Origin of the sequence: Pedosphaera parvula Ellin514 (genome assembly GCF_000172555.1) — a bacterium.
Lineage (GTDB): Bacteria > Verrucomicrobiota > Verrucomicrobiia > Limisphaerales > Pedosphaeraceae > Pedosphaera.
Genome location: NZ_ABOX02000041.1, coordinates 1 through 26,510, shown reverse-complemented (window position 1 = coordinate 26,510; position 26,510 = coordinate 1). Strand labels below are relative to the sequence as shown.

The 26,510-nt window shown below is 50.4% G+C and carries 25 protein-coding genes and 1 tRNA gene; 14 read left to right on the top strand and 12 right to left on the bottom strand.

Annotation, left to right across the window (positions count from 1 at the left end):
• Positions 1 to 288 precede the first annotated feature (288 nt).
• The 3 genes from CFLAV_RS23735 to CFLAV_RS23725 are packed head-to-tail and all read left to right on the top strand — an operon-like array spanning position 289 to position 1,888.
• On the top strand, positions 289 to 780 hold the full coding sequence (locus CFLAV_RS23735) for a DUF4262 domain-containing protein (RefSeq protein ID WP_007417400.1): 492 nt from the start codon (positions 289 to 291) through the stop codon (positions 778 to 780).
• Positions 781 to 796: 16 nt separating this feature from the next.
• On the top strand, positions 797 to 1,303 hold the full coding sequence (locus tag CFLAV_RS23730) for a phosphatase domain-containing putative toxin (protein ID WP_007417399.1): 507 nt from the start codon (positions 797 to 799) through the stop codon (positions 1,301 to 1,303).
• Between the two features lie 30 nt (positions 1,304 to 1,333).
• The gene (locus CFLAV_RS23725) at positions 1,334 to 1,888 is read left to right on the top strand and encodes a macro domain-containing protein (protein WP_202796949.1); all 555 of its coding nucleotides are present in this window, start codon (positions 1,334 to 1,336) and stop codon (positions 1,886 to 1,888) included.
• 246 nt (positions 1,889 to 2,134) lie between these two features.
• On the opposite strand, the gene CFLAV_RS32990 is transcribed toward CFLAV_RS23725, so the two are convergent.
• Positions 2,135 to 3,862: a DUF8189 domain-containing protein gene (locus CFLAV_RS32990; protein WP_007417397.1), complete on the bottom strand. Its 1,728-nt coding sequence runs from the start codon at positions 3,860 to 3,862 to the stop codon at positions 2,135 to 2,137.
• Between the two features lie 430 nt (positions 3,863 to 4,292).
• On the opposite strand from CFLAV_RS32990, the gene CFLAV_RS23715 reads away from it, so the two are divergent.
• From CFLAV_RS23715 to CFLAV_RS23690, 6 genes are all read left to right on the top strand, one after another.
• Complete coding sequence (locus CFLAV_RS23715; protein WP_007417396.1) at positions 4,293 to 4,892, top strand: hypothetical protein; 600 nt, start codon at positions 4,293 to 4,295, stop codon at positions 4,890 to 4,892.
• 2 nt (positions 4,893 to 4,894) lie between these two features.
• A complete protein-coding gene (locus tag CFLAV_RS23710; protein WP_007417395.1) occupies positions 4,895 to 5,365 on the top strand; it encodes a DUF3291 domain-containing protein in 471 nt (156 codons plus the stop codon).
• Positions 5,366 to 5,593: 228 nt separating this feature from the next.
• Complete coding sequence (locus CFLAV_RS23705; RefSeq protein ID WP_007417394.1) at positions 5,594 to 6,046, top strand: bifunctional nuclease family protein; 453 nt, start codon at positions 5,594 to 5,596, stop codon at positions 6,044 to 6,046.
• A gap of 5 nt (positions 6,047 to 6,051) precedes the next feature.
• Positions 6,052 to 7,197, top strand: a complete 1,146-nt coding sequence (holA, locus tag CFLAV_RS23700; protein WP_007417393.1) for a DNA polymerase III subunit delta — start codon at positions 6,052 to 6,054, stop codon at positions 7,195 to 7,197.
• Positions 7,198 to 7,301: 104 nt separating this feature from the next.
• Positions 7,302 to 7,844: an STAS domain-containing protein gene (locus CFLAV_RS32985; RefSeq protein WP_007417392.1), complete on the top strand. Its 543-nt coding sequence runs from the start codon at positions 7,302 to 7,304 to the stop codon at positions 7,842 to 7,844.
• Positions 7,841 to 9,355: a PP2C family protein-serine/threonine phosphatase gene (locus CFLAV_RS23690; RefSeq protein ID WP_007417391.1), complete on the top strand. Its 1,515-nt coding sequence runs from the start codon at positions 7,841 to 7,843 to the stop codon at positions 9,353 to 9,355. The genes CFLAV_RS32985 and CFLAV_RS23690 overlap by 4 nt, the downstream gene beginning before the upstream one ends.
• A gap of 182 nt (positions 9,356 to 9,537) precedes the next feature.
• Here CFLAV_RS23690 and CFLAV_RS23685 read toward each other — a convergent pair whose 3' ends face one another.
• The 3 genes from CFLAV_RS23685 to CFLAV_RS23675 all read right to left on the bottom strand — a co-directional run bounded on the left by CFLAV_RS23685 (position 9,538) and on the right by CFLAV_RS23675 (position 13,038).
• Entirely contained in the window at positions 9,538 to 10,002 is a 465-nt protein-coding gene (locus CFLAV_RS23685) for a response regulator (protein WP_050785932.1), read from the bottom strand.
• Positions 10,003 to 10,022: 20 nt separating this feature from the next.
• Positions 10,023 to 12,101, bottom strand: coding sequence for an ATP-dependent helicase (locus CFLAV_RS23680; RefSeq protein ID WP_007417389.1), 2,079 nt, complete (start codon positions 12,099 to 12,101; stop codon positions 10,023 to 10,025).
• Between the two features lie 67 nt (positions 12,102 to 12,168).
• Positions 12,169 to 13,038: a hypothetical protein gene (locus tag CFLAV_RS23675; protein WP_007417388.1), complete on the bottom strand. Its 870-nt coding sequence runs from the start codon at positions 13,036 to 13,038 to the stop codon at positions 12,169 to 12,171.
• Positions 13,039 to 13,198: 160 nt separating this feature from the next.
• On the opposite strand from CFLAV_RS23675, the gene CFLAV_RS23670 reads away from it, so the two are divergent.
• Together CFLAV_RS23670 and CFLAV_RS23665 are read left to right on the top strand one after the other, a co-directional pair.
• Positions 13,199 to 15,028 carry an ABC transporter ATP-binding protein gene (locus tag CFLAV_RS23670; protein WP_007417387.1) on the top strand — a complete coding sequence of 610 codons (1,830 nt, stop codon included), beginning with the start codon at positions 13,199 to 13,201 and terminating at the stop codon, positions 15,026 to 15,028.
• A 16-nt stretch (positions 15,029 to 15,044) separates the two neighbouring features.
• Positions 15,045 to 15,257, top strand: a complete 213-nt coding sequence (locus tag CFLAV_RS23665; protein WP_007417386.1) for a DUF2905 domain-containing protein — start codon at positions 15,045 to 15,047, stop codon at positions 15,255 to 15,257.
• A 1-nt stretch (position 15,258) separates the two neighbouring features.
• Here CFLAV_RS23665 and CFLAV_RS23660 read toward each other — a convergent pair whose 3' ends face one another.
• Positions 15,259 to 15,921, bottom strand: coding sequence for a uracil-DNA glycosylase (locus CFLAV_RS23660; RefSeq protein WP_150107565.1), 663 nt, complete (start codon positions 15,919 to 15,921; stop codon positions 15,259 to 15,261).
• A gap of 123 nt (positions 15,922 to 16,044) precedes the next feature.
• Here CFLAV_RS23660 and CFLAV_RS23655 point away from each other — a divergent pair, with 123 nt between their 5' ends.
• Both CFLAV_RS23655 and CFLAV_RS23650 read left to right on the top strand, forming a co-directional pair.
• Positions 16,045 to 16,434 carry an NADH-quinone oxidoreductase subunit A gene (locus tag CFLAV_RS23655; protein ID WP_007417384.1) on the top strand — a complete coding sequence of 130 codons (390 nt, stop codon included), beginning with the start codon at positions 16,045 to 16,047 and terminating at the stop codon, positions 16,432 to 16,434.
• Positions 16,435 to 16,519: 85 nt separating this feature from the next.
• Positions 16,520 to 17,956 carry a phosphoglucomutase/phosphomannomutase family protein gene (locus tag CFLAV_RS23650; RefSeq protein ID WP_007417383.1) on the top strand — a complete coding sequence of 479 codons (1,437 nt, stop codon included), beginning with the start codon at positions 16,520 to 16,522 and terminating at the stop codon, positions 17,954 to 17,956.
• A 13-nt stretch (positions 17,957 to 17,969) separates the two neighbouring features.
• On the opposite strand, the gene CFLAV_RS35715 is transcribed toward CFLAV_RS23650, so the two are convergent.
• Complete coding sequence (locus tag CFLAV_RS35715) at positions 17,970 to 18,146, bottom strand: hypothetical protein (protein ID WP_160164649.1); 177 nt, start codon at positions 18,144 to 18,146, stop codon at positions 17,970 to 17,972.
• Between the two features lie 1,047 nt (positions 18,147 to 19,193).
• Positions 19,194 to 19,283, bottom strand: a tRNA-Ser gene (locus tag CFLAV_RS23640).
• A 30-nt stretch (positions 19,284 to 19,313) separates the two neighbouring features.
• Between CFLAV_RS23640 and CFLAV_RS23635 the strand changes: the two genes are divergently transcribed.
• Positions 19,314 to 19,535: a hypothetical protein gene (locus tag CFLAV_RS23635; protein ID WP_040549914.1), complete on the top strand. Its 222-nt coding sequence runs from the start codon at positions 19,314 to 19,316 to the stop codon at positions 19,533 to 19,535.
• 18 nt (positions 19,536 to 19,553) lie between these two features.
• Here CFLAV_RS23635 and CFLAV_RS23630 read toward each other — a convergent pair whose 3' ends face one another.
• From CFLAV_RS23630 to CFLAV_RS36640, 5 genes are all read right to left on the bottom strand, one after another.
• Entirely contained in the window at positions 19,554 to 21,221 is a 1,668-nt protein-coding gene (locus CFLAV_RS23630; RefSeq protein WP_007417380.1) for an ABC transporter permease, read from the bottom strand.
• A 44-nt stretch (positions 21,222 to 21,265) separates the two neighbouring features.
• Positions 21,266 to 22,906, bottom strand: coding sequence for an ABC transporter permease family protein (locus tag CFLAV_RS23625; protein ID WP_007417379.1), 1,641 nt, complete (start codon positions 22,904 to 22,906; stop codon positions 21,266 to 21,268).
• Between the two features lie 81 nt (positions 22,907 to 22,987).
• Positions 22,988 to 23,944, bottom strand: a complete 957-nt coding sequence (locus CFLAV_RS23620) for an ABC transporter ATP-binding protein (RefSeq protein ID WP_007417378.1) — start codon at positions 23,942 to 23,944, stop codon at positions 22,988 to 22,990.
• 7 nt (positions 23,945 to 23,951) lie between these two features.
• The gene (locus tag CFLAV_RS23615; protein ID WP_150107564.1) at positions 23,952 to 26,144 is read right to left on the bottom strand and encodes a DUF8726 domain-containing protein; all 2,193 of its coding nucleotides are present in this window, start codon (positions 26,142 to 26,144) and stop codon (positions 23,952 to 23,954) included.
• A gap of 164 nt (positions 26,145 to 26,308) precedes the next feature.
• On the bottom strand, positions 26,309 to 26,510 hold a 202-nt coding region (locus tag CFLAV_RS36640; protein ID WP_237712446.1), incomplete at its 5' end, for a hypothetical protein.

Genomic DNA, 26,510 nt, shown 5'->3' with positions numbered 1-26,510 from the left:
GGGATTTGGATTTGAGGCGGCGTTGCCGGCCTTGCCTCAAATCAAAAGCACCCTGCGCCCAATGACTAATAAAGTTTTCATTCCCAAGGCCATGGTTTTTCAGTCTCCATTTTCCTCAATTTTTTCCTTCGTTCATTCCGGTTCTTTTCCCCGTTTCGGAAATTAATTTTGGCATCTGGTATAACCTCGTCGGTGATTCTACTCGTCCCATTGAGCCCATCCGCGGACGCGGTCCACAACCTAAACTCTCGCCAATCCGCCTTTCACAAATTATCCTCGATCTTCAAAATGCTTCCAAACTTCAAATGGCCCAAACCGGAAGATGCAAGAGATGATAAACTCATCCGTGATATCATCAACCATAAGTGCCAGATCATTTCCATCCCTGAAGATAAACACGGTCCGGCCTATTCCTTTTCCGTCGGACTTTATCTCCACTTTATGCATCCGGAAATCGTGATCTTCAGCTTGCAGCCTAAAACCGCGGCGATCACCATAAACAACATCTGCCGTTTAATTCAGCAAGGAAGACGTTTTCAACACGGCGATACAGTGCATGATCTCTTCGACACGGTTGATGTTGCCATGATCGATGTCGATCGAAGGTGTTACGGTTACTTTCTCGGGACCGCTCTCTGGTTTTACCGCAGCATCAACGAAGAGTTTCCCACGTTGCAACTCGTATGGCCCGACAAACATGGAAACCTTCCATGGGATGAAACAGTTAATCCGCAAGTGAAGCAAATGCAGCCACTTTTAGGCACATTCAGACACCCTTAAACTGCGAGCATCAGCCATGAATTCATCAACCCCAAATAACCTCCTCTGGTGGGCCATTCCCAATCTGCTCGCAGGCATGCCCATGCCGTTCATTCATCCCGAACGTCGCATGAATCACGGCGGACCATTGTCGGCATTTGAGGACGACTTGCCACTCCTCCACTCCGCAGGCATACGCGCGGTTGTCTCGCTCATTAACCTGACTTCTGATTCCTCGGTCTACGCATCCGCTGGATTTGCTTTTATTTGCCTGCCCGTTCCTGATGGGTTTCCTCCCACACACGAACAGGCTGCTGAATTTGTCCGCTACGTCAACGAGCAACATTCACAAAACCATCCTGTCGCCGTGCACTGTGAAGCCGGCCTTGGCCGCACCGGCACCCTTCTCGGCGCCTACCTCATCTCGCATGGCGCCTCAGCCCAGTCCGCAATCACCACTATCCGCTCGGTCGAAAGGGTTGCCATTGAAACTCAGCGCCAAATCCAATTTCTTGAACAATTTGAACAAAATGCTTCGCTTTAATTTGTCTGCTTTATAACCTTTCTCTATTGATTGTTTGGCAAACAAATTATGTTCGTTAGATCGCCTATGCATCTCCATCTCATCGGTATTAACCCAGCCCTTGTAAACGCCTGGTTTGATGCCTTCGCAGACTTTCCGGAAGTTGAAATTCAACATGGTGATCTCTTGAACGTCGCTCACGGCTGCATCGTCTCGCCTGCGAACAGTTACGGTTTTATGGATGGTGGTATCGATGCCGCATACAGAGATTTCTTTGGTCTGGAAATTGAGAAAACCGTGCAAGCAGCCATTGCTGTTCGTCCTGAAGGGCTTCTCCCGGTCGGTGCCTGCATCATTGTCCCAACCGGCAATCCGCGCATTCCGCATCTGATTGTTGCGCCCACAATGGTGATGCCGGAAATGGTAGAGAGCCTGAACTGCCAACGCGCCATGCGCGCCGTCCTTCGCATCGCACGCCAACATCCTGACCTTTGTTCGCATATCTACTGTCCAGGTCTGGCCACAGGCGTCGGAAGGGTACCGCCGGAAATCGCGGCGTTGGAAATGGCACAAGCCTATCGAGATTGGAAAGCCTTGGCAGAGTGAGTCGTTTGCGCGGGTGGGAGCGCCGATGGTACCGATTGCTGTCCCCGGAATGGGCGGGTGATCCCGGAGGTTGTGGTAGGATTGGGTGGTAGGCCCGCGTACGCGGATGAGACGAAAATTCATATTGGATCGCGGGCCAGTTCAGTGCGGCGCGCACGGAGTGACGCGGCCCTACCCACAGCAACAATCGCACATCTCCTGCGCAACCGGCCAGGCGGTTGCGCGGAAAATTGATTGAGTCTTAATTTAATACCAAGTGCCACCCAGGCTGGTCCAACTGGACCAAGTGGTGCTGTTGATCGCGGTCTGGTTGGCGGTGTCCATCGCGCCGTTGGCGATGTTTAAGAACACTTGCAGCGTTCCGCTGTTGTTGACGCCGACACAAGGCCGGATGGTTTGCGTAAAACTGCCGTTGAGATTCTGCCAACCGGACCAGTTGTATTTCCCATATGTTCCCGCGTTGTAATTGGCGATGGTCTGGTTCAGGGTGGCCGTGGGGTCCAGGTTGAAGTCGGGCGATGGCGTCCAACCGGCACCCACTCCGTATTCAGGGCCATACATATACGCGAAGCCGGTTTGAGGTTGACTGCTCTGGGAGGGATCATTGATGAACTGCGGTCCAAACGGAGTGGTGGTTTTACCATCAAGCATAGCCTGGGAATTAGCTCCGCCCGAATAGGCGATTAAATCACCGACGGCCACGTATGAACCGACCGAGAGAGCCGGGTTAACGGCACCCAAATGCAGATAGGCAAAATACGCGGCGTTGGCGGGTTGATCCACTTGGATGCCAATTTCCCAACCCCATGACGGTGTATCAATGCTGGATACCGTGCCGCTAACAATGGATGTAATGGGAGTGTCGAGCGGAGTCTGCACATCTTCATCATGCGCGCCGCCATATTGCACGTCATAGTTCGGATTGCCGAATGGCACGCAGATCGGATACTTGAACCAAGGGGACGAACCGGTGGGGAATGTGGAGAAACCGGTTTGGTAATTATGATACACATTGCCAGTGTTGCCGACGAGGAACAATTCGAGGGCGCCATTTTGATCGGCGACCACTACCGGCTTGACCAGGGTGTTCCAACTTCCGCCCAAACTGTTCCAAGCGGTCCATACGGTATGGGTGTTCTGGCCCGTCTGGCTCTTTGTATAAGCGACCCCATCGGTGCCAATGGTGAAGACCTCAATTGTTCCATTGTGATTACGGGCAGCGGCGACGCGGACGGTTTGCGAGATTGCGCCGCTCAGATCATTCCAGCCGTGCCAGCTGGTGCTGTTGGCCGAGGTTTGCCAGTTGTTGTAGAGATTGCCGGTGTTGCCGACCATGAATATTTCCAGTTCGCCATTCGCATCGTTTGCAATCGCGATGTCATTGTCCTGCGACCAGCTTCCGCCCAGGCTGGACCATCCGCTCCAGGTGCCGTTGGGAGTGTTTTGGTGACTCTCATAAAGAACGCCATCAGTACCGACGACGAAGAGATCGAGCACTCCATTGGCCCACTTGCCAACCGCGAGCTTGGCTGTCGTGCTGACATGCGAACTGAAGGTGTTGAAGGTGGACCAATTGGAAGCGGCACTGCTGCCGGCGGTCTTTTGCCAGATATGGTTGATCGTGCCGTCCGTGCCGACGACGAAGACTTCCAAACGGCCATCCGCATTGACGCCGACCGCTGGAATTGAATAGGGATTCCAAGTGTTGCCAGAGCCCATGGCAACCCAGCCGGACCACGAACCGCCAGGAGAGGTCTGATAATTTTGATAGAGTGTTCCGGCGGTGCCGACGCCTATGGCAAACACGGTCAAGCGGCCATCGGAAGTGCGGGCCGTGCAGGGATTGATGTGGCTGACAAGTGTGGCGTCCGCGCGCTGCGAGGCGCCAAGCCAGGTCGCTGCGATGATGCCAACGGATAAAAGCCGGACGGCTTTTTTTATGAATCCATTGTCTTTATTGATTGCGGTCTTCATTGATTTGCCTTTTCGATTTTTTCAGTTTATGGGTTTGTTTCAAAACCACGGGGTACTGCCAGTTCGATCCGCTGGTGAGAAAGGTGGGTCATGGTCCTGCCGATTATGCCGGGAGAGTCGCATTCGACTTCGTCCGAGCACAAAATTTGTGACTGAGCCTAACTAGACATTGGGGAAACCAATGCAACGAGAGTCAATCTGAGGTTCGAGAATCCAGACGTCTTTGTGAATGTGCTACAACTGGTGTGAAGTAGCCGGAAATTACTGTGATATCCAGACTCTGTCAAATCGCGATCAGCGTCGATTTCGAATGAAATCAATAGAACGATTCATTATCTCACCGCCGAATTTGCAGGCAATTTCATGTTGACGCCATTCTCTCTCATCAGCACCCTGACGAAAAGAGTGCGTCGGTGATCTTGCTCGATTTATGAAAAACTTTTTCCTTGGTTTCGCTGCTGGTGTCGCCTGCACCTTTATTCTCGGCGTTGCGAGTGTCATGCTCCTGGGATTTGGCCTGAAAAAGTACGCGGCTGGACACTCCTTCACCATGCCAGCCACGGCAACTGCGGGCGGGCTGAAAGTGACATTGGGAGGCAAACTTCGGGGCAAGGTCGAGTTTATGCGCGGCAACGATAAGTTTGTTTTTGAACCTCCCCAGGGTCATGCCTGCGCCAGTCCCCTTATCAATAGCAACGGTCGCGTGGTTTACCTGATTGTGCAAAAGCCCACCACACCCGGGTTAAGCGATTACTCCTCGCTGGTGCGATTCGATATTCCGGACAAACCTGCGCCTTTGGGCACACTGGTTCCGCATCCACTCCTGACCGCCAGGGAGCTGGAGGATTTAAATAATGGAAAGAAGTCCTCTGTTCACCATTTGGATTGCATCTCTGAGGATGACAATCGCATCCTGATGACGGTATCGACCGACGATGGCAGCGGCAGTTCGCGCAACGCGCTGCTTTCACCGGGGCATCCATTTTGGTTGAACCTCAATTCGCTAAAGCTCGAACCAGTAAAATATTGAAAATGGACTATCACCTCGCTCAAGTGAACATCGCCCGGATGCGAACCGCTCCCAGCGACCCTGTGATGTCCAAACTTGTCGACCGCATCGATGAGATGAATCAGCTTGCTGAAAATAGTTCCGGCTTCGTCTGGCGACTGCCCGGCGCACAGGCGACTCCCGAGGCACTACGCGTGTTGAAAACCTATTTCACCCCGTTTGAACCCGAGCGGCTTTTCTACAACATGTCGGTTTGGGAAACTGTCGAAGATTTGAAGAATTACGTTTACCGCACCAATCACATCGAGATGCTCCGTGAACAGCAAGCCTGGATGACACACTTCGAGAAGCCACAACTTGCGCTCTGGTGGATTTCAGCCGGGGCGACTCCCAGCATCCAGGATTCCGCGACGAGGCTCCTCTCGCTGCATCAAAACGGGCCAACTCCCCACGCTTTTAATTTTAAGCAACTCTTTCCAAGACCGATCGACTGAACTGCTGCTTCTGGATAAACCATGCGTGTGAAAATTGTTGGTGACCAGTTGTGAGCCATGCCTTTGCCGGTATCCCGGAATGATTTGGCTGATAGCCGGCGTGAGGCCCACAACGGGAATTTCAGCCTAATAAAGGTTAAGGAATCGAGTAGAACCCATTGCCTCACTGGACCATCCAATTGCGTGACGAAGGCTTGTTTTTTCAAATTTAAGTCATAAACTGTGGTTATGAAGAATGATGTCGTGCCAGTGCAAATTCGTGGGATTTTGCCTGCTCCCAGTGGTTGCGCACTCTTCGTTGGTAATGACGATAAGGTTTTTGTCATCAACGTGGAACCGGCCATGGGGCAGATCATTGGCATGTTTCTTCGCGAAACGCCCAAGGAACGCCCGCTGACACACGACTTGATTGCCAACATTTTGAAGGGCTTCAACATCTCGGTGGATCGGGTGATCATCACGGAGTTAAAGAACTCGACTTACTTTGCCCGGCTGATTCTAAATCAGCAGAATGAACTGGCCCGGAAAATTGTGGAGATTGATGCCCGTCCAAGTGATTGCATCGCGATGGCCACTGCTCAAAAACGTCCCATTTTCGTCTCCGCCCCGCTCTTCGAACAGGTCGAAGATATGACTGAAGTGCTGGATCGCATCAATGAAAATGGTGGCGAGTTGGAATAAACCGAATGCCCTCTTCAGCTGCCAAGCAGCCCGCGTCCCTGGTCCTCGTCTGTGGTGATGATGAGTTCGCCGTCAAGCAGCGCGCCAAACAGCTTTTTCAGCAATGGTCCCAGGAATTGGGCGGCATGGATCATGAGATGATCGATGCGGGTGTATCGAACAGCGGCGAGGCGCTCAAAGTCATTGCCCGACTGCGGGAAGCATTGCAAACCCTGCCATTTTTTGGCGGAGGCAAGGCGGTCTGGTTGCAGAACTGCAATTTTTTAGGAGACGAAAGGGCCGCCAGCGCACAAGCAGTTACCGAGACCCTGGGTGAACTGGCGCAGGAACTGAAGGATTTTTCCTGGGGCAATGTGCGCTTGTTGATCAGTGCCGGCAAGGTGGACAAACGCAAGGTCTTTTACAAAACCATCGATAAATTGGGTGAAGTGGAATCGTTCGCGGGGTTGTCGATCGATGACAAGGATTGGATGCAGCAGGCCGAGACGATGGCGTTGCAGACGTTACGCGGGTTAAAGAAGGAGATTTCTGATGAGGCTTTGGCGGAGCTGGTTGCCAACGTTGGGCCGAGCGCAAGGCAGTTGAATAGTGAAGCGGAAAAGCTCGCGCTTTATGTAGGCGAACGCCGTGACATTGAACTGGATGACGTGGCGGCGATTTGCACGCGGAATAAATCAGCTCGTGCATTTGCCCTGGGAGATGCCCTGGGAGATCGTGACTTGCCCAAGTTGTTACGCCGGTTGGATGAGGAACTTTGGGAGATGAAATTTGATTCGCAGAAGTCGGAGATTGGACTTTTGTACGGGTTGATCAGCAAGGTGCGGGCGATGATTCTGCTGAAGGAGATGGTGCGCGAAGGTTGGATAAAACCGGCACAGGATTATCAACGTTTTAAAGCACAGTTGGAACGGGTTCCGGTGGAAAAACTGCCTGAGGATAAGAGATTTAATCCGCTTTCGATTAATCCGTACATTCTGTTCAAGGCTTTCCCCCAGTCGCAACGTTATAGCCAGCCGGAATTAATCAGGGCAATGGATCTCCTTTTGAAGTGCAATCAACGGCTGATATCCAGCAGCCTGGATGAGGCTTTAATTTTGCAACAGACTCTGATAGAAATTGTGGGTTCAGCGAAACAACCGCTTCGAGCATAAATGACAAAGATGATAAACCTGGAAAATGATCTGGGAACAGGCCGACCGGCCTTGACTGATACAAGTGTCAATCCCATATTGGTTTGTAAAAAGCGGCTCCTGATATGAGTACACCCTCGGCCAAACTAATGGTTTTTGCGTCCGGGCAGTTAGCCTGCATCAAGATCATTGGGCGCGCGAATTTCACGTCGAGCATTGACTTCAAGACCGTGGTCAATGAACTGCTACAGAAGGGATTTTCGTGTTTCATTTTGGATCTCACGGATTGCCTGCTGATGGATAGCACCTTTCTGGGAGTGTTGGCGGGCTTTGGATTGAAAGCCACGGCGCCATCGCCAGAGGTTCCGGATGGGACGCCAAACGGCAGGGCGATTGAACTCCTCAATCCTAATACGCGCATTGCCGAACTTCTTGAAAACCTGGGTGTGATACATTTGTTCAAAGTGGTAAACGGGACTTTTGAACTACCCAAGGAGGCTTCCACACATATTCCGCCCCCGGTAAAAACAACCCGTGATGAGGTCACGCTCAACTGCCTGGAAGCGCACAAGACTTTGATGGAAATTTCTCCTGCCAATGTGCCACGCTTTAAGGATGTGGCCCAGTTTCTAACGGAAGATTTGAAGCGAAACAAAACCGGTTCGTGATCTTCAAAGCGCCACATGAGGCTGTAACATTTTTACCTGCCCTCGGCACGGTTGCCATTGAATCTGAGATCCTGGCTTCCATTGTTCTCCTTAGTATCGCGATCCTCGCTTTGCAGGCCTGGAAATTGACCGAGCGAAAGCGCAGAAATCGCGAGTTGGTCAAAAAGGTGGAGTTGTTGAATAAGAGTCGGAAATACATTCTCGATTTTCTACACGATCTGGGCGAAGCGTTCACCGAAGGAATCAATCTCGACGAGTTGCTCTACATGATTGCCAACTTTTCCGTAACCACTACCCAGGCTGCGGCTGGCGCGGTCTTTCTCTTTGATAAGGAAAAGCAATATCTTCAGGCGGAGGTTGTCATCGGTCCTTTTCCCCCTGCCCTGCCAATTCCTGAGACGGTCAAGGCGCAATCTCCGGCTTCGGAGACCAGTTTGGAACAACTTGTAAAGTCACAAAGGGTTCGCCTGCGCGAAGGAATTATTGGCGAGGTGGCCCGCAGTGGCAAGCCAGTGCTCATCCAGGATGGATTGCGGGATCCCCGCCTGGTTCAGCATGAAATCCCTGAGTTACAGACCAGGACTGCCATTTTCATCCCGCTAAAGTTTAAGGATGAAGTTCTCGGCGTGATGGCCGTGGTTAACAAGGAAAAAGCTGAAGCTGCAGATTACTTTAATGCCAACGATCTTTTTCTACTCGACTCGCTGGCGGATCATGCAGCGATCTCCCTGTATAATGCCACGCTTTACACCCTTGAAGCCCAACAAAAACAGTTGGACAGCGATTTGCGCGTGGCCAGTGAGATACAGAAAATGTTGCTCCCTGGCCATGCTCCTTCGGTGAAGAATTTCCAAATCGAGGGCTACAACCTCCCGGCGCGTCATGTGGGTGGAGATTATTACGATTTTCTTCCCCTGAACGATTCGAGGGTAGGAATCGTCATCGCCGATGTCTCCGGGAAGGCCATACCCAGCGCGCTGGTGATGACGATCTGCCGTTCTGCCATCCGCGCGCAGGCGCGATTAAGTGAATCTCCAACGGAGGTTTTGCAACATGTGCACGAGTCAGTCATACCCGATTTGCGCGAGGATATGTTTGTCACCATCCTTTACGGAATTCTGGACACAAATAATCGGACCTTTACCTTCGTGCGTGCAGGTCATGATCCTGTACTTTGGTACCACGCAAATACCGGGGTTATGGATGTGATCGCTCCAAAAGGAATGGCGGTGGGCATGGACCGGATTCATCGACTCGACGAGCGTTTGGAAGAATGCAAATTGCCGTTGCTTCCGGGAGATATAATCACCCTTTATACCGACGGCATTACTGAAGCACTGAATGGTGAAGATGAGGAATTCGGTCGTGATCGGTTGATTAACACCATCAAAAACGTCGCACACGAAAATGCGGATAAAATATTGCAGAGCATCTTTGAACGACTTCGCCAATTCACCGCAGATATCCCACCGCACGATGATCGAACATTGATTGTCATCAAGGCCGGTTAGGTCTTGGCACCGATAACCTTTCTGATTTCCGCGATCATTTGGCACTCCCAACTTCCTGGTAACTACTTTGTGGCAATCCCCGCATTCTGCTCATGGCTGGTTGTGAAACTATTCCAAAGGGATATGAAACGAGCCTGGTTGTAGGCACTGTGATCCCCATTCCTTGCCCGCCTGCCTGACGTTTACTTTGATGAGGGCGGAATGGCCCCCACCGAAGTCGGATCAAGCAGGAATGCCTCAAGATTTTTGACCAACTCAATCAACCTGGCATGTTGCAAAGTTTTGGCATAAAACGCATCCGCACCCAGGCTTCGCACCCTCTGGATATCGCCCGCTATGGATGCACCCGAAAGCACAACCGCCTTCAATGAGGAAAAATTTTGTTTTTGGAGCCACTCCAAAACCTGGAAGCCATCCAGTCGGGGCATTTTCAGGTCAATTAAAACCAAGTCTGGGAAGGGCCAAAGTTGACGATCGGAATAAGTTCCCGTCCCCCCCAGGTAGGCAACAGCCTCCTCACCGTCGCGCACCGAACCGACCACCTGAAAGCGCGTCGATTCACGAAGCGCACGCTCCATGAAAAAGCTGTCTTCTTCAGAGTCATCTGCAATCAGGACAGAATACTTTTTAATGACTTTTAAAGACACGGCAGGGCTTTTAATTGTGTTTAACCGTAAGGATTTATGGTTTTGAGGTTCCACTCATCCAGGGATTCCTTTGGAAGCTCACTCAGAAAGCGCGATGGCTGCTGCATGGCATCGCCACTGCCGCCGGGCATCATCCGGATCAGTGGATAACTAAGGTAGAGTTCATTACGGGCGCGCGTGATTGCCACGTACAAAAGGCGACGTTCTTCTTCCTCGCCTTCAGCCGTGTCCAATGAACGGGCAGATGGAAATAATCCATCACAAAGCATGATAATAAAAACCACGTCAAATTCCAATCCCTTGGCTTGGTGGATGGTGGAGAGTTTCACCTGTTCATTGTCATTGTTTGCAGGTTCGTCAGTTTCCGCTTCGAGGTTTGAAAGCAATGCCAGTTGGGCCAGAAACTCTTCAGTGGTGGAAAATTGCTGTGCAAAGAGCGCCAACTGCTCGATATCATCGAGACGGTTCCGGTAATTGGCATAATTTTCCTGCAAATGCTCGTCGTAACCCGCTTCCACTATCAGACGGATCATCTTATCAGTTTTCCCACGCACTGGTTCAGTCTCCAATTGTGAGATTGTGGCTACAAATTGTGCCCAGGCCACCGCTGTCTTCTTGGGCACCGCAGAAGCGCTGGCTTGTAGCGCAGTCGCAACGGGATTCCGATCAGCTTTCGTACTTGTCTCGCTGGGAAGCAAAGTGTCCCTGGCATCCGCCTGCAGATTTTCCGGAATTACTTTGAATGCGGACTGGAACCTGGCCCAGAGTTTATCAGCTCCTTTTCCTCCCACTCCGGGCAAAAGTTGCACGAGTCTCTTGAATGCCAATTCGTCACGCGGATTATTCACCAGCTTAATATACGCCGCTACGTCCTTGATGTGGGCCTGCTCAAAAAACCGGATGCCGCTGGTGATGCTAAAAGGAATATTGCGACGCGTAAGTTCCAGTTGGAGTTCAAGTGCGTGAAAATGCGAACGGTATAATACCGCCATTTGATTCATATTCACGCCTTCCTCGCGCAGTTCCAACATGCGTTGCGCTACAAAAGAGGCTTGTTCTGAAGCGGTCATGCACGGAACCAGAACGGGCTTTAATCCGGACTTGCGGGCCGGCGTGAGCTGCTTTTCAAATTGCTTCACATTCGCGGAAATGGCCGCGTTGGCCAGGTTAAGAATTTCCGGCGTGCTGCGATAATTGGTTTCGATCTTATAAACCCTGGCCTCGGAATAGCGCTCGGGAAACTTGATAATATTCTGAAAATTTGCCCCTCGCCAGGCATAGATACTCTGGGCGTCATCCCCAACCACCATCACGTTATGGTGACGCGCCGCGAGGAGATCAATAAGCTCGCTTTGCAGCGCATTTGTGTCCTGATACTCATCCACCAGGATAAATTGAAAGCGGCGCTGGTAATGTTCACGAACTTCCGGATGTTCCTTCAAAAGCTTCAGCCACAGCTCAAGCAAGTCATCAAAATCCATCGCGTTTGTGGATTTCTTCCGTAAAATATAACGTTCCTTTATATCGGCAATCTGCGGTGCCAGATTTTCGAAATAATCGTATTCTTGTGCGAGAACCTCAGGAATGGAGCGCTGCGTATTGAGTCCTAATGAGAAAATGTCGGCCAATACATCGGCCTTCGGAAAACGGGTGGCCTTGACGTCGATTTCTGCCTCGGCAACACAAGCATCAACCAAATCCTTCGCATCTTCGCGATCCATGATGCTAAAATCGCGCTGGTACCCAAGTAAAGGAGCGTGCTGGCGAAGAATGCGATTCCCAATGGAGTGGAAAGTCCCTCCCCACAACGAAGGTAAATCCTGGCCCAGGAGATCCGATACACGGCGCATCATTTCGCGCGCCGCCTTGTTCGTGAAGGTCAGGAGAAGGATTCGATCTGCCGGAATCCCCTGCTCCAGTAAAAAACCAACTCTAAACGTTAGAGTCCTCGTCTTTCCCGAACCCGCTCCGGCAATGACAAGGGATGGCCCCGGCGGAGCCGTCACGGCGGCATGTTGCTGTTCGTTCAACTCCCGTGCATAGTCAACATGCAGTTCAACAGGCGCATTAAATGGGTGCAGCACATATTCGCGCGACATAAGAACAAGTTAAGGCATGTGGAAAAAGTAAAAAGCGAAAAAGGATTAAATCACCCGGAAGCAGGAATTAATGAACAGATTCCCTATATTCTTTCAGACGTGTTTTCAGACGCACCATGTTGGCTTCAATTTTCTCCAGATAATAATTCGTCCCGGCGGGATAAGGATGGTTGAGAAAACGAAATACGGCTTCAAAATCAGTGTTTAACCTCGGCTGCACATATTTCCCCCAAAAAACTGGAGTCTTTTGCATCAAATCTTCGGCACTGCAGAACGTTCCCACCATCACGGAGCGTCCGGCACTGAACACGGTCGCTTCGGCAAACTCAGTGTACAGAACAGGCAATTTATCCACATAGTCTTCGGCGGCCATTTGCCCCAGCAAATCGGCGGTTCCTAATGCCAGACCAATGAGTTTTTCTGCTTCGCTCTGAAAGGGAATCTGGCCGATGACAGCATTGATACCTGTGCAACTAATCATGTGCTTGACCGCTTTGATCTCTTCCGGCGCAAAGCCTTTCTTTTGCTCCAAAAAAAGTTCGACCAAAGCCATACTCCGGTCCACATGCGTGGCCGTATATTTTGCTCCTGTGCCGTCGTTATCCCCCTGCTTTTTTAGATATCCAGTATCGTGAAAGAGAATGCCGATAAGCCCCAATTGCAGCATTCTTTCCGTGATGGCTGGATGGATGCCCGCCTTAAAATGACCGTTTAACAACCTTGCAAAGCAAAGGGTTCCCTGCAAAGTATGCTCAAAATCGTGGTAACAGGCATCAATCGGCTGGTATCCCGCAATTCGACCGGCGAAACAATCGCTCGCCCAATTAAATACTTGAGGAACAAACAACGCGTCCCCTTGGGGAAACATTGTTAGATAGGCGGATTGAACTTCAGCCTCTACCGCTGTCGCATCTTTGGTCACGACGGGAGGATACATTATTAAAAGGAAAATACTTCAAATTCTATCAACATGCACGCCTTTTCTGCGGTTGCAACCACTCTGGAACTGCTCGCCCGTTAGTCCGGGAAAAATGGAATCACAAATCTGGTGTATTCTTTCCAATTTCAAGTTTTGATGTTAATTATAGGCTTTGAAAATGTCACATCGATCTGCTCCATACTCCAGGAAGGACCCAACCTTCAGCGCGAAGTCCCGCTCCACCTGGGAGGTTGTTCGACGCGTATCCGTATACCTGAAGCCGTATAAGCTCATGGCTTTTGCCACCATGGCTTTTGCCTTGCTCTCTACCGGATTTAGCCTGGCGTTTCCCAAACTCGCGCACTTGATTATCGACGATGTGATCCTCAGTAAAAACGCGGCGCATCTTACAAGGTACGGTATTGGATTAATTGGAGCCTTTCTGTTCCGCGATCTTTTTAATAGCCTGCGTATTCGAATCAACAACATCTTTGAACAAAATGTGATCTTCGACATGCGACGGGCAGTCTACGCACGTCTGCAGCGCCTGCCAGTTGGATATTTCGACCAACGTTCCTCGGGCGATCTCATGACACGGGTGTTGGAAGATGTGAATTCAGTCGAACGGGTGCTGATTGACGGGACAGAGCAAGGCACAGTCGCAATTCTTAGCATCATCGTAGTACTGGTTATCCTATTCTGGACGAATCCGCTATTGGCGGCAGTGGCCTTGATTCCCATTCCCCTGTTGGCAGGTGGCGCACTCTGGTACACGCTCACGGCGCATCGCCGTTACCGTCTCCAACGCGAATCGGCGAGCGCCATGAACGCTCTCCTGATGGACAATTTGCAGGGTGTGCGACAGATAAAAGCCTTTGGCCACGAAAATCATGAGGACTCACGCTTCGCCAACCGTGCCGACGATTTGCGCAAGGGAAGTCTTGCTGTAATGCGCGTGTGGGCCTGGTACTCACCGGCCATGACCTTCGCAGCATCTCTTGGCGTAAGCCTTGTTCTCTGGCTCGGAGGACGGCAGGTTTTAGACGGCAAACTCTTGCCAGGCCAGCTGGTCGAATTTTTATTATACCTCTCGTTCTTCTACGAACCCATACGCCAATTGCATGCTTTAAACCAGATGTTGCAAGCCGCGCGGGCGGGCGGTGAACGTGTGTTTGATATTTTGGATGCATCGGTGGAACGAGCCGATAGCCAATCTCGAAAGGAACTCCACATTCCCGTCCGTGGTGAGGTGGTATATACCAATGTGAGTTTTGGCTATTCAAATGCGAAACCAGTACTTCATAACGTCTCTCTGCACGCTCGGGCGGGAGAGATGATCGCCCTGGTAGGACCGACCGGCGCGGGTAAATCAACTTTGGTGAATCTATTACCGGCCTTCTACGAGATTACCTCAGGTAATATCACCATCGATGGTCAGAACATCGGTGGCACCGAGCTGGAATCATTGCGTAAACATATCAGCGTCGTGAGTCAGGAGGCTTTTCTCTTTAACGGCACTATTCGCGAAAACATTTTATACGGCAAACTGAATGCCACGGAGGAGGAAATGATCGGCGCAGCCAAAGCAGCCAATTGTCACGATTTCATCTGCAGGCTGCCGGAGGGATATGACTCGCGCGTCGGAGAGCGCGGAGTTAAGTTGAGTGTAGGTGAGAAACAGCGTGTCAGCATCGCCCGTGCCCTGCTGAAGAATGCGCCAATTCTGATCCTCGACGAGGCAACTGCCAGCGTCGATACGGGAACGGAAAAGCTGATTCAGGAAGCTTTGGAGCGGCTAATGAGAAATCGAACCAGCTTCGTGATTGCTCATCGCCTCAGCACTATTCGCAAAGCCAATCAAATTCTGGTCATGCAACATGGTGAAATTATCGAACGCGGCACGCATGATGGGCTCCTGGCGACCGGTGGCTTGTATGCCAGGCTTGCGCGGATACAAAACACAACTTTCATCGAAGACAGTTTTGAAAAATTGACAGCGGTGGAATAGGAAAAAAATTGGTATCATGAATGACTTAGGAAAACTTCTCGTGGTCATTGGTTTGCTGCTTGCCACGGTGGGTGTCTTGCTTTGGACGGGTATTGGCAGAAGCTGGCTGGGACGCCTGCCAGGGGATATCCATTATACGCGGGGAAACTTTAGCATTTACTTTCCGATAGTTAGCTGTGTGATTTTAAGCCTGGTCCTGACGTTACTGATGTGGCTGTTTAGAAGATGAATTACAGCTTCTTCATCTCGCTTTTCAGCAGCGCAAAATCTTCCTTGATCTTCTCTGCAAGTTCCTCCCGGTAAAAGCGTACCGCCGGGTGATAAGTAACCAAAAATTTACGTCCCTCATGTTCAACGATGCCACATCGAGCCTCTTCAACTGTCTTCTTTCCCAACATTTTTTTCACCGCCACACCACCCAACAGCACAATGATCCTGGGATTAATCAATTCGATCTGACGGTAAAGATAGAGAGACGTGCACGTCTCAATCTCCCCGGTTTTGGGCGTGCGATTCGATGGTGGACGACACTTGCAAATGTTCGTGATGAAAAAATCGGAACGATCAAATTCGCTTCCCTCCAATACATGATCAAGAAATTTACCGGAACTACCCACAAACGGCCGTCCAGTCAAATCTTCATTACGACCTGGAGCTTCACCAATTATCATTACTTTTGAATTGAATTTGCCCTCTCCCGGCACGGCCAAAGTCCTGGATTTGTACAAGGGACAGGCCGTGCAGACACGAATTTTCGAATCCAGGGATTCCAACTCCTTGACGACCTTTGACTTTGCAGGGCCGGGAGCTGATTGAATCACCGATCTGCTCTCCATAGCTGCTTTTTCCAGACCTCTTTTACGATTGGTGCCTGTGAGGACTTTAGCTTTCACAATAAACCTCTTTTACAAGTTTCCCTCGCTTTTCGCTTCGCCGCAAACGTTTCCATATGGGGATTAACACCGTTAATTGCATTTCCACTTGCCAAACCGGTCAGGCGTTTTTAGATTCAACCCATGGGCGAAACGCAGTTAGAACAGTACATTCCAGTCTTGATCCTGCTTGTAGTGGCAGTCGGGCTATCCGGGACAATCCTCGTCAGTTCGGTCTTGTTCGGAAAGCTTGGGCGGCGCAGTCGCATCAAGGATACTGCTTACGAATGCGGCATGCTTCCGATTGGCGAAGGTAACACCCGTCTTTCAGTTAAGTTTTACCTTGTGGCCATGTTATTCATCCTATTCGATATCGAAGTAGTTTTCCTTTATCCTTGGGCGGTGGTTTATAAAGAAATGCTGGCAAAAAATGCCAATCTGATTTTTGGCTCGATGCTGACTTTCCTCGGTATTCTTTTTGTAGGTTACATCTACGCATTGAAAAAGCGGGCTTTCGACTGGAAGACCAGTTAATCTGGAAACCCGGTTCGCCCGGTTCGGATTGGCGTAGAAGTTCGAATCTAACTGACCTCGGAACGGTTAATCTCACACATCTTTTATGCCTTCAGCTATCAAATTTGGCACCTCCGGATGGCGCGGTCTGATTGCGCGCGACTTCACTTTTGACAATGTACGCCTCGCTACTCAAGGCATAGCCCAATACCTTAAAGCGGAACTTGCCAACCCACAGTCGCCTATTCACGGCCGGAAACCGGTAATTATTATTGGTTACGACACCCGTTTTTTGGGAAGGGAATTTTCATTAGCGGCAGCCGAGGTTTTGGCCAGCAATGGATTGATTCCTCTCCTGTGCAATCGAGACACCCCTACCCCAGTCATTGCTCATACCATTCGTGCGCGGAAGGCAATCGGTGGAATCAATATGACTGCCAGCCACAATCCGGCAGAGTATCAAGGTCTTAAGTTTTCCACTTACAATGGCGCGCCAGCGACACCTGAAGTCACCAGACAGGTGGAAGCACATATCGAGCAACTGACCGGGCAAAAGTGGAATTTTAAAGGTGCAGTGGTTGGGACCTACGAGTGTAAAACAATTGATCCGCAACCGGATTATTTCAAACAACTGCGGAAGCTTGTCGATTTCGCCACCATCAAAAAGGCAAAGCTAAAGATTGCCGTCGAGTTGATGTATGGAACCGGTCGCGGATATCTGGATACACTGCTCGCTGAGACTGGCGCCAAAATTACTGTTTTCCACAACGAATTGAACCCTCTCTTCGGCGGACACCATCCTGAACCGAATGCGGAAGGAATGCATGAAGTGAGTCTGCTGGTTCGTAGCGGAAAAGCACAACTTGGCCTGGGGTTGGATGGAGATGCAGATCGCTTTGGCATCGTGGACAAGGATGGCACGTGGCTGACACCCAATCAGATTCTGGCACTTGCTCTTTACCACTTAAAAAAGAACCGGCACTGGACAGGAGCAGTGGTCCGCACGGTGCCTACCAGTCATCAGGTGGATGCAGTCGCTACAATGCTGGGCGTCAAACTGCACGAGACACCGGTTGGCTTTAAATATATTGGCGCGCTCATGGAGAGTGAACCCGTTATTGTAGGCGGTGAAGAATCTGGAGGTTTGAGTGTGAAGGGTCATGTTCCGGAGAAGGACGGCATCCTCGCCTGCCTGCTCATGGCGGAACTGGTTGCGACCGAGAAAAAATCACTTGGAGCCATTCTGAAGCAGATTGAAAAGACCACCGGTGAATTTCACACGGATCGTATCAATGTCGCCATCCCTGCGGAAAAGAAGGAAGCTTTGCTAAAGAAATTAGGTTCCGGTCTGGAAACGATTGGACCATTCAAGGTGGAAAAGTTCATTACTACCGATGGATTTAAGTTTCTGCTGCCCAAGGGCGAGTGGGTCGCCTTCCGCGCTAGTGGAACTGAACCGCTTATTCGCTGTTACATTGAAGCCAAATCCAAACCTCAGTTGAAGAAGTTGCGTAGCGCCTGCCAGAAATTACTGGCTTCCTAAATGTGACAAACCATCAACTGAAGCGAGCCAACCTCTGTTCGAGTGCGGATAGGTTGGAGGCTTTAGGCACAATGTTTGGAAAATCGGCTAATATCTGTTCGTAAGTTGGAACAGTTCCCCATGCGGTTACCGTAAAGGATTCCAGGAGCTGTTTGGTTTCCAAACCGAGTTCGCGCTGTCGTTTTTCCATTCGCTTGCGTAAAGTTGCCGTCCATTCGTCGAATGATTTTGGCGTCGCCATGTCGTGTCGCCCCACCCAGGGAAGCTATTCACTGATTTGTGATTGATGGCACCACGTTCACACGTCCCTTCCCTGCTTTTCATATTGCTGTAAATCACAAACGACCGGCTCTGCTTAAATAATAGAGCGCAAAACCAAACCCTACGGCGAGGAGGATTCCCGCCAATAGAGCACAAATAAAAATTCGATATGGACGTTTTGAATCGTACGCTTCCGCTTTAGGTGAGAAAATGTTTCGTATATTACTTCCTCTATTTGCATTTTTTTTCATCGGCGCTTGTTTGGCTGCGGTTGAGGTATCCGAAAATTGATCTGAACGGCGGGATTAAGAATTGAAACCAGGAAGCGGTGCCCCGAGGCTGGCAAAAGGTGATGGCCCGTTTAGCCTGGGCAAAGGGAAATTCGATAGACAGGTGGACCGATCGATTGAACCTTGCTTTTTGAAGGCAGGGATTTGATTAGAATAACTCATTTACTGAATAACCCATACTTGCCAATTATTTATTTTCGAGTAACTTTATTTTGGTTCCTCATTGAGGGATGTTAGTGGGGGGCGGCTCTATCCGGGGTCCGCCCCTTTCGTTGCTCTCAAAACTTTGTCAGCAAATTGTCTGATGAACGGCCTTTTATGTGGAATCAGAATCATTTCGCCAGTCTGCCATGATTCGCAACGAAACTGATTCCCGATCAACTAAATTATTTCCTTATCCTGCTTCGACGTGATTTTCTTCTTTTATGAGCATCAATAATTAAAAAGAGGAACACGAGTATCCCTAAAATCACCAGCACCATCACAACCGGAGAGTTATGCCAGGCTTCCTGCAAAGATTTATACAACAACTTAAAATCCATCTGCTCTCCTCGCTACAACTGACTATAATTTAATCCCCCATATAATCCTAGGGCTCAAACCGCATTTTAAACTCGAAGGTCAGAAGGCGGGAAGCATACATGGAGAGTTGAGTAAGTTATTTGGAACCTTTTAAGGTTTTAAAATGGCGGAGAGAGAGGGATTCGAACCCTCGGAAGGATTACTCCTTCACAGGTTTAGCAAACCTGCGCTTTAGGCCACTCAGCCATCTCTCCGAACCCCACTAATCAACAGTGGAAATACAAATGACTCAAGACAAATTTCCTGCAAACGCAATACTTTTATACCCCATCGGCCAGCTTATGCAAGTCCATCAGCCTGGCTTGGATAAGGCAGAACGGAATCACCCAAGCCAAATTTTCTCGTTACACGAGGAACAACCTTCCCACATGATTATTTCAAAATGCCCGAACTATCTCGCTTTAAAAGTGCTTGCCTGCCTGCCGGTTGTCATTACGGCTCAATAATTGGATTCCTAAACGCATTTAGGAGATCGCTGCCGAAGGAAGGATTGGTGCCTGACCACTTGGTTGCGAAGGACTTAATCCTGCAGGCGGTGTTGGGGGAGTAAAACGATGCATCGCCACATTTCGGAATTCACTCTCCAATCTTTTTTTGGCGGTGACGCCAAAGATCACATCAACCAAGATCCCGAGAACGAACCATGATCCGATAAGAAACTTCGGATCTGATAGCGTGGAGTTATACGCCGCCTGCCCGATTGTAACCAAAAGCATCATTCCCGACCATAGAATCCATGGCAACACCATGGTCTTTGTTACTGTTATGCTCGTGGCACGATTCGAGTTCCTGGCCGTAAGTCCTCCCCACATGGCAATCCATCCCATGGCGATCAAATCAGCCACCAACATGCAAATACCAGCGACCCACATCAGAATATAAGCTCCTCCGACTTCCCCTTTGGGCGCCAGCATGAAAATAATTTCAATGAGCACCAGCAGAACCACCGGGCCAAGAAACTGTCGGCGCAAAGCCAGCCACTGCCCTTTTAGGATATCAGAAACGCTCAGCGGGGTTGACAGCAACCATTCCAAAGCGCCACTTTTTCTATCCTCCCCCAGTCGCCTTCCAGCTTCCGAAGCCAGCCACACTTTGATAACAGTATTCAACAACAACGCGGTAACAACGTAAATCACCTCATTAAACCAGTCATTGCGGAATTCGATGCATCCCCATGCCCAAAGACACGCCACTGCTCCAAACACCAGCCATACGTGCGCCGGTTTGGAACGTGCTCTACCCGCCAGCCAGAAAAATGCGTTCACATCCAAAAGTTTCTTACGAAATGCCTGACGCTCGGTGGTATCTCCATAACTCCACCGGTGCCAGCGATCCCGCCACATCGCCAAGCGGCTCCCCGTCGGTTTATCCTGCCAGGAACGCGGAACTATTGCCGAGGCGGCCAGCAGAAATATCCAGGACAGCCCGTGCATGATTCCAACCGACCACCAAAAGGGCTTCGCTGTCCGGGCAAAGTTTTGATCAAACACCAAATAGAACGCATTAAAAGGACAAGGAAGCAGGAAAATTGACTCCCATTTCGGCGAGCGGCTGATCCATGGCACCCAGGCAGCCAAGGCTGGCAACATGGCAGCAAAAAAAAGTATGATGATAAACGTCCCTGCCATCGCTTTGCGGGGACTCTGACTCAGTGACGAAACCACGATGCCGATCGAAAGTGAAAACAAAAAAGTAACCAACAAAACCAGCGTCATTCGCCAAAACTCACCATTAGTAATCCCACCCATCAACAACGGGATGGCAAGCACCGGGAAAATTGCCATCAGCCCGTAAAATCCATTTAGTGATGTGGCAAACAATTTACCCAAAATAACATCGTAACCCTTCAAGTCGGTCAAAAAGAGCAAACCCAGCGTGCCTTCTCGTTTTTCTTCGCTTAGGCAGTCCGCGGTGGAACGCACTCCGGCCACCAGGCAGTAAAGAAAAGACAGGACCGAAAGAGTTTGAAATAAGTTTTGCCCGAATTCTTTGGGCGGCTTGACCTGATTGATCAAATAAACGATTCCTCCGGTCGCAATCGCTGCCAGCGCGATGGCACAACGTATCCAATACGTAGCCCGGCGTCGCGAAGCCACTCGCAGTTCACGTCCAACGATCGGTAGAAAGGTCATCTTTTTATAGCGATTCCAGGTTCAGTTTCACTTTATTTGGATTTTCAAGCCAGTGATTTTTCAAAAGCAAAATTGCGACTCACGAGATTACGATGCAGCTTCCGCGCCAACATAATCGCCGCCAAAATTTGCCAAAGTGTAATAAAGCCTCTCGAGTACACCACCACATATATCAATCCCTCAAACAGATCGGTTACGTCTGTTATGCTCCCCATCCCATATCCTGACCCGCCCAACAATAGGGAAACACCGAAGCCCAGGCCGGACTGCAATCCTGCGGGGATAATCAAACCAACAAAGAGTGTAAAAAGAAAAGCACTGACGAAATTGCTCTTTCCGAGTGAATAGTAAAGGCCGATTACGGGCAGCGTGAAGAATGCCACTCCAAAGAACAGGACATAACTAAAGTCAATCCTATGATCGAGCAGCGAACCAAAATACATCCAAAGCACCATGAGTACCACCAGGGCAGGCAGAAATTGACTCCACAAACCACGTAAACGCCCGCCAATTATTTGTTGTACAGTAACTGGAGAAACCAATAATAATTCCAACACACCTGTTTCCCGCTCGCGACGAAAGCTGCTGGCGGCACTCACACTGATACCCATGATCAGTAGCCACGCCATTAGCTGCTGCATTATCTGCAGGCCGCGATACAAACCTCCGGGCACGGCCATGCTGTAGAGGGAAATCATGATCGAAAACCATCCCCAGGTAACCAACCTTCCAGACCAGGTCCGCTGCTCCAACCACCCAATCGGGTTCTTATTCAGCTTGCGCCTCATCCAGCGTTGAAGAAACGTCACACCCAACACGGGTGTAAAAAATGTTTTTTCCACCCAAACCTGTTCCTTTGATGGCGGTTTATCCTGCCATCCTCGCCGCAGAGGCCAGCCAGCAATTTTGATGCTCAGCAATAACGCAAGGAATGAAATAACGGTTACCACAACCTCGGCTATCAACCAGTTGATCCGTTGAGGCGTAGCGATGGACGCCAACTGATGTCCCCAGGCGCCATCAAAATCCAAGGCATCATAAATTCCGAGCGCCAGATAGTTCGGGGATGAACCGGTGAAATTGGCCCAGCTAAAAACCTTTCCACCCAGCGCCGCGAAAACTCCTTGTCCGTGGAGATATCCAAAAAAAATGAAAAAGCACATGCCGAAAGCGTAGGCCAACAGCAAACAACGCAGCCAGGCTTTGCCTGTCGAAGTCGCCAGAATTCCTGCCGCCATCGCCCAGCACAAGGAACTGAAGTTTACCAATCCACAAATCACTGCCTCCTCCCAGCTCACACCGCCCAGCAGAAAAGGGATGGTCATGACTGGAATCACCGCCACCCACAAGCTGAACGCTCTCAAGCCATGCACCAGTCCTTTTGCAAGAACGATGTCTCGCGCCTTCAATGGAGTTAAAAAAAGCAACCCCAACGTGCCCTCACGCTTTTCCTTGCTGATGCTATCAGCCGCCAGCGGAGGGACCATGATCCATATCGAAAAGAAAAGGGTCAGATTGATATACCCAAAAAGTTTTCCACCAAGTTGTGGGGAGAACCCATTGTTCACCGCAAAAATAAAGCATACCAGTAGCAGGATCATTACCCCGATCACGCGCAGGAGATAAGTGAATGAATGCCGCGCCTGCGTCCTCATTTCACGTGCTATGACCGGTAGGGCGTTCATGCGCTCAACTTAACTCCAGTTGAAGGAGCCAACTACATCACTTCGAAAAAAAATCGCCAGACTTTATGTGAGCCTTTCAAACTACTGTGTTTCGCCGCGAGTCACCCGCAGGAAGACTTCTTCGAGACCAAGCTCATCTTCCTGAAGTCCCGTTAATTTTAATCCCCCACGCACCAGGGTGTCCGCCACAAATCCATGGTCTACATCATGATTGACCATCGTCACCTTGATTCGACCATCTACGGCAAGAGCTTCAGCCACCTCGCTGTGCCCCTTCAGCAATTCTATCGCCTTGCTATTATCCGATGCCACCTTCACCCAGACCACCAACCCCGCCGACATCTGGTCCCTGACTCCCTGCACAGGTCCGGCATAGATTAACTTGCCTCGTTCAATAATCGCCACGCGGTTACAAAGCGTCTGCAACTCGCTCAAAATGTGGGATGAAATGATGATTGTTTTTCCCAACCGCTGGAGTTCCTGCAAAATGGCCATCATTTCAATGCGCGCCCGTGGATCCAGACCGCTCGCCGGTTCGTCCAACAACAGCACCTGCGGATCGTGAATCAACACGCGCGCCAGTCCCAGGCGCTGCTGCATGCCACGACTCAAAGCGCCAATCAGTGCTCCTTTCTTCTCGCTCAACCCCACGAGTTCAAGCACGTCATTCACCGTCTTCTCACGTTGCGCGCTCGGTATTTTGTAACACGCGCCGAAGAAGTCCAAATACTCCGTCACTTCCATGTCTTTATAGACACCAAAGAAGTCCGGCATATATCCAATCACATGCCGCACGGCGTCGGCATCCTTTACCACATCATGCCCCAGCACCTTCGCCTGTCCTGCGGAAGGAGCCAGGAAGGTTGCCAAAATACGCAGTGTCGTCGTCTTGCCGGCACCGTTCGATCCGATAAACCCGAACAAATCACCTCGGTTCACCGTTAGATCGAGTGAGTTTAAAGCCACCATCGACCCGTAGGTGCGTGAGAGTCCAACCGTATGAACAGCTGGAATAGGGGGAACAGATTCAGAATTCATATTCAAATCAAAGCGATGATGGTTGCGAATTAAGCGGTGCAGTCATGCGCCAAAGCGTATTCTTGTGGCTGCGACGCGTCGGGAACTGGTTCATAGGTTTGATGGGCGCAGAGTCCGATTCCCAGGCCAGCAGAATGGCATTGTCATGCTCAGCCACCGGTGACAGATCCATCCCAGGAGGCGTTACCAGTTCGCGCTGGCCCTGTGTCTGAGCCAGATACGAAAGAAAGGAAATCGCCACGCAACTGTTGGGAAGATCATTGATCTGACTCTGCCCGCCCATTCCAAATGCCTGGTGACGTCCACCCACCGCGGATTGAAAGCCCGATCCGTGTTGCCACACAAAATCCTTCAAACCCATTCCGTCATTTTTTGAAAGACGAAACGTCTTTGGCTTTTCCGCCGGTATCTCCTTTAAATCCAGAATCTTTCCACTCACTACCAGGTGAACTTCCGTCAGCGGTTGATCCAGATGGTTTTCCACTGTCACCACCCAGTCATTCCCTTCCGAGGTGATGGTGAAATTGATTGGCAATGCGGCCGATTGCCACCAATCGCTGACATATAATTGGCTGGTCCAAACCGGCACAAAGATTTCCGCAAGAAAATTGTCCCCGTTCTGAACAATGTCCGCCTGTTCCGAGTCATGTGATCCCCCGCCCCAACTCCCAACATACTCACCTCTGAAGGTTGAAAAATGTTGCTGGTTTTCAATTTTGTATTTCGCGTTCACTGGGGAGTAGATCGAGGCATACGTCCGACCGCGCAACTCAGCCTGCTTGCCATTCATCAGCACGTCCACCAAATGCAATTCATTCCATTCTGTTTCACCAGCGCGCAACTTGTAGCCGATAAAATAAATCAGCAATGAAAACAAAACCACATAACAAGGAAACGTGATCCAGGTCAGCATTGGTCGTTTGAGACGCTTCAACCAAATCTGATCCAACGGTCCAATCACCAACAGATAAACCAGGAGCAACACCAACAGCCATCCCACAGGTAATTTGCGCACCTGTTTGCTGTCAATCATCGCCCCAAAAACTCCATCCACACTCCAGCCGCCATGCGAGTAGTTGTAGTTGTTGTTGTTCTCTGTCGCATAAACATTCGCGGGCACTTCAGCCATTTTCGCCCAGAACGCCGGCAGATTCTTCCACGAGCGCATCGGTTCCCGCTCGGGGCTTGCCAGCAAGGCGGTCACTCTTCCACGTCCTTGATGTGACGTAACAATCAATGGCGTGCTTTCAGCAGAGAGCACAACCTCGCTGGTATTCCTGACCTTGCCGGAAACTACCTGCAACGGCGCGGCCTCGAAGGTCCGGTCACCGGCTAAATCCGAGAATGGATTGGAGGTATTATTTCTGTTCTTTCGCTGCACACCGCCCAATCCCGCCCGAATCCAATCTTGCAACTCCGCATGGCTCGGCACGGTCTTCATGTCCGACACATCGCAAGGCATGATCTTCTTCAGCCAAGGTGTTCCATTCACATCCGCAATTTGTTCCACCCCCACGATCAAATGTCCGCCCAAGTTCAACCAGGCAAGCAGCGCATCAACCTGGTTGACGGTCAATTCAATGGCTTTCTCGGAGTTAAGATAAAAGCAATCCATTCCCTCCAGCGTCAACGGATTATCGGGCAGAATTGAAGTTTGCAGCCGGGCCGAGGCCGGTTGGATTTCCAGCGTGCTGGCGGAAGAACCTTGTCTGATTATCGGCATTCCACTCGCTGTCCGCGGAAGAGCCCCCATGATGGTCGTTCCAGCTGCGACCTGCTTTTTGGACCGGACTGACGTTTGCTGCGCCTGAACCTTCCCACGCTGATCCAGCAGGCGAACATCCCAAACCGCCTGGTTCACATAACGCGTGGTGGAAAACACGGGAATTACCAACCGCTTCAACGTTCCTGTCGGCAACTCCACTGTTACACTGCGGTTTTGATCCTGATTGATATTCCCGGAAGGTACAATCTCAATTGTTCCCGTAAACGAAGGACCATCATTCTTTACCTCGCACACCACAGGAAACCAACTCGCCTCCGGCACCACCCCTTCATAGCCCAAAAACACATCAAACTGCAATGCCGCGCGGGCAGACAGCGTCAGGAAAATGATTAGCAAAATACCCAGCCAGCGAATTGGATGGGCCCCAGCCCTCCTTCGGGCAGGTGGATTATCAAACATCCTTGTTCTCACCATGATATTAAACATGCTGCGTTCGAGATGGTTGCTGTATAGCAGACCGTTTCTGATTAGCAATGTTCAATTGCAACCTTTAGAACTTTTGGTTCCCGGCCTCTTTCCCCATTTGTCTGACTCCCTTCATTCGTTCCCAATTTTTTTTAACCGACCATTGGCGACTATTACCGACCACCACCGACCGAATTCTCAGCTTCATGGCCGAAAACTGAATTTTGAACCGAACCACCATGTTGCAGCGTTTCCATTCTGGCTCCTGACTTCTGAATCCTGTCCTGAAAATTTTTTAACCTTCCGATACCTTCCGATACCGACCGATACCGACCGATACCGACCGATACCGACCGATACCGACCGAGCCCACCG